Source organism: Sphingomonas hankookensis (assembly GCF_022664465.1).
In the GTDB taxonomy this organism is placed as follows: Bacteria; Pseudomonadota; Alphaproteobacteria; order Sphingomonadales; family Sphingomonadaceae; genus Sphingomonas; species Sphingomonas hankookensis.
Window position 1 is genome coordinate 1 of record NZ_JAKREV010000022.1, and the last position, 3,949, is coordinate 3,949.

The window sequence follows — 3,949 nt, forward strand, 5'->3', positions numbered from 1 at the left end:
CCGCATCAAACAGCGTTTCCAGCCGCGCCTCCGCCTCGCGCAACCGTCCGCGTTCGGTCATCGCGCGGAGGATCGGCGCGGTTGCGTCGGCCGTCATCGCCGCCGCCAGCGCTGCCAGCGCCGCGATTGGGGCGCCAGCGTCCGCCGACAGGACCAGCGCTAACGCCGCCGCCAGTGCGACGCTGATCGCGTGCAGCGCCTCGAATCGGGCCACCACTACCGCCTGATGCGCCTGCGCCTGGGCCAGCGAGTCGCTCGCCGCCGCGATCCGGGCGGTCGCCCAATCCTCCAACGCGAAACAGCGGAGTTCCGCCGCCGCGCCGCCGATCGTCGCCACCTCCTCGCGCAGCGCGCCCATCGCCCGTTGCACCGTGCGGCCGGGCTCTTCCAGTTGGTCCGCCCAGGCTCGGGCCAGCCCAAGCGCTCCCCCGACACAGGCCAGCGTCGCCGCCATGGCCAGCCATCCGCCGAGCAGCGTCAACGCCGCGCCCGATGCCAGCGCCGCCGCAACGCCCCAAGGCCCCGACAAACGGACGAAGCGCCATTCCACCGCATCGACATCGCCGATCAGCCGCGCGGTCGCCTCGCCCCGGCCGAGCGCCAACGCGACCGAGGGCGGCGCGATGGTTAGCGCACGATAGAGCGCAGGCCGCAGCCGGGCGAGCGCACCAAAGGCTGCGCCATGGCTCGCCAGTCGTTCGCCATAGCGCGCGCTGGTTCGCACGATTGCCAGCAGCCGGATCATGGCGGAGGGCAGCATATAATTGAACGCCTGCGCCGCCACGATCCCCGTGCCCCCCGCCAGCGCCGCGGCGGTCAGGAACCAGCCCGACAAGGCGAGCAGCAGCACCGAGGCGATCGCGACCAGCGCGGCACAGAGGCCCGCCTGTCGCAGGTGACGGCGTTCCCGTTGGCGTTCGGCGGCGATCAGCTTGGAGAGTCTCATGCGGCATGTCCCAGATGAACGACGCGGGTCGCGATGGCGGCCAGCGCGGGGCTGTGGGTGGCGATCAGCGTCGTGCGGCCTATCGCGGCACGTTTGATGGTTGCGATCAGCGCGGCTTCGGCGGCGGCGTCGAGATGCGCGGTCGGCTCGTCGAGCAGAAGAAAGGGTGCAGGGTTGAGCAGCGCGCGGGCGAGCGCGATCCGACGCCGCTCGCCGCCCGACAGCCCGCTGCCCCGCGCATCGAGCGAGGCGTCGAGGCCACCCGGCCGGGCCGTGAGCATCGGCCCCAAGCCCGCCGCCGCGACCGCACGCTGGACTGCCAGTTCATCCGCTTGAGGATGGGCAAGCGTCAGATTGTCGCGGATCGAGCCCGCGATGAGCAGGGGATGCTGCCCCGCCCAATTCGCCTGCCCCGCCAGTGAGGTGAGCGGGACACCGCCCGCCTCGACAATTCCCGCAGATAACGGCGCGAGGCCCAGCAGCAGGTGCAGGACACTGGTCTTGCCGCTGCCCGAGGGGCCGAGTAGCGCCACCGTCTCGCCCGCCTCGATCCGCAGCGACAGGCACGAGACGGCTGGGGTATCGCTGTCCGGATACTGGATGGCGACATCGCGCAGGATGAGCGGGGCCGCGACCCGGACCACGGGCACAGGCTCCAACTCAGCCAGCGGCATCAGCGTATCGGCGGCGGTCTCCGCCGCCTGCTTGTCGTGATAGGCCGCAGCCAGGCGGCGCATCGGGGCGTAGAATTCGGGCGCCAGCGCCAGCACGAAAAAGGCCTGGGCGAGGGTCAGCGTCTCGGGCGCGGCGAAGGGCAGCAGGCCAAGCAACGCGAAACCGCAATAGACCGCGACCAGCGCGACCGACAGCGCCGCGAAGAACTCCAGCGCGGCGGAAGACAGGAAGGCCATCCGCAGGACTCGCATGGTCCGCTCGGCCAGTTCCTGTGCCGCCCTGCCGATCGCCTCGGTCTCGCGTGTCTCGGCCCCGAAAGCCAGCACGACCGGCAAGCTGCGCACCCGGTCGGCAAAGCGCGCCGACAGACGGTGCAGCGCGACGAATTGCCGCCGCGACTCGTCCGCTGCCGCGCCGCCCGCTAGGATCATCGCGGCCACGAACGGCAGCAGGGTGCCTGCGAGAATGACCGCCGCCACCCAGCTGGCACAGGCGGTCACGGCGAGGACCAGCATCGGCGCGATGGCGGCGGCCCGGCGCGCGGGCAGGAAGCGGGCGACATGGCCGTCCAACGCCTCGACCGCATCGACGGCCTGGCTGGCAAGCAGCCCGCTGTCGATCGGGGCATCGGGCTTTCGACGTAGCGCGGCGGCCACGGCACGAAGCCGCTGCGTCCGCTTGATCGCCCCCGCCCTCACCGCGCCCCGCCGCAACGCCAGGGTTGCGAACAATCCACGCAACGCCCCCATGCCGAGCATCAGCACGGCCCAAGGCAGCACCGCCCCCTGCCCCATCACCGCCGTCACGCCGCCCGCGACACCCGCCGCAAAGCCCATCGCCGCCAGCGTATCGAGCAGCAACAGCCCCGCCACGCCGTCGCGCCGCCCGGCTGCGCCCTTCAACCAGCGGTTGCGTGCGTTACGCGTCGGGAGAGCATGAGCAATCGTCGTCATGCCGCGACGGTCGCCCCGACCGCCCCCATAGTCTTTGACCGCGGTCAATGTCGGCACCGGATCGCAGGCCTAGCGAGGCGGTCGGCAAGGGGCCGGGGGGCGGCTCCTCTTATGGAGACATGCCATGGATCCCGGCGTCGTAGACCTGTCGCGACTGCAATTCGCGGCCACCGCGCTGTATCACTTCCTGTTCGTTCCGCTGACGCTCGGCCTGTCGATGATGCTCGTCATCATGGAGTCAGTCTATGTCATGACCAACCGCCCGGAATGGCGCGTGACGACGCGCTTCTGGGGCAAGATCTTCGGCATCAACTTCGTGCTGGGCGTCGCCACCGGCCTGACCATGGAGTTCCAGTTCGGCACCAACTGGTCCTATTTCTCACATTATGTCGGCGACATCTTCGGCGCGCCGCTCGCGATCGAGGGGCTGATGGCCTTCTTTCTGGAGGCGACGTTCGTCGGGCTGATGTTCTTCGGCTGGGACCGCCTGTCGAAGCTGGGGCATCTGATCGTCACCTTCATGGTCGCGCTGGGCACCAACTTGTCGGCGCTGTGGATCCTGATCGCCAATGGCTGGATGCAGAACCCGGTGGGGGCGAGCTTCAATCCCGACACTATGCGGATGGAAGTCACTGACTTCGACGCGGTGCTGTTCAATCCGGTGGCTCAGGCTAAGTTCGTCCACACCGTCAGCGCAGGCTACGTCTGCGCCTCGGTCGTGGTGCTGGGCGTGTCGGCCTTCTGGCTTCTGAAGGGCCGCTTCCTGCCCATCGCGCGCCGGTCGATGACGGTGGCGGCGGCGTTCGGCCTCGCCTCTTCGCTGTCAGTCGTCGTGCTGGGTGATGAGAGCGGCTATGCGCTGACCGACAACCAGAAGATGAAGCTCGCCGCGATCGAGGCGGTCTGGCACACCGAGCCCGGTCCCTCTGGCCTGACCCTGTTCGGCTATCCTGACACCGTCGCGCGCGAAACGCGGTACAAGGTCGAGATTCCCTGGCTGCTCGGCCTGATCGCGACGCGCAGCCTGGACGGTACCGTCACTGGCATGTCCGAGCTGGTCCTGAAAGCACAGGACCGGATCGCCTCCGGCGTGATCGCCTATGACGCGGTCCAGCGGCTGAAGGTGAACCCGAACGACGTTGCCCAGCGCGCCCGGTTCGAGGCGCACAAGCGCGACCTGGGCTATGCCCTGCTGCTCAAGCGCCAGATGGCCGATCCGCGCACCGCGACGCCCCAGCAGATCGAAGTGGCGGCCTGGGACACGGTGCCCAATGTCGGCCTGCTCTTCTGGAGCTTCCGCATCATGGCGGCGATCGGCTTTGCGATGATTGCGCTGTTCGCCACCGCCTTTACCTTGTGTTCGCTGCGGATGCAC

At 69.3% G+C, this 3,949-nt stretch carries 3 protein-coding genes; 1 reads left to right on the forward strand and 2 read right to left on the reverse strand.

The annotated features are described in order from the left end of the window. Together MF610_RS18830 and cydD are read right to left on the reverse strand one after the other, a co-directional pair. The coding region (locus tag MF610_RS18830; protein WP_479687783.1) for an ABC transporter domain-containing protein at window positions 1-946 on the reverse strand (946 nt) is incomplete at its 3' end. Beyond that, a complete protein-coding gene (gene cydD / locus MF610_RS18835) occupies window positions 943-2,574 on the reverse strand; it encodes a thiol reductant ABC exporter subunit CydD (protein ID WP_242201880.1) in 1,632 nt (543 codons plus the stop codon). The genes cydD and MF610_RS18830, both read right to left, overlap by 4 nt. A 124-nt stretch (window positions 2,575-2,698) precedes the next feature. Here cydD and MF610_RS18840 point away from each other — a divergent pair. Further along, a partial coding sequence (locus tag MF610_RS18840; RefSeq protein WP_242201882.1) for a cytochrome ubiquinol oxidase subunit I occupies window positions 2,699-3,949 on the forward strand: 1,251 nt, incomplete at its 3' end.

What these genes read in the sequence shown, in the direction of transcription:
- cydD (WP_242201880.1), bottom strand. Translation starts at nt 2,574, where the DNA reads ATGACGACGATTGCTCATGCTCTCCCGACGCGTAACGCACGCAACCGC.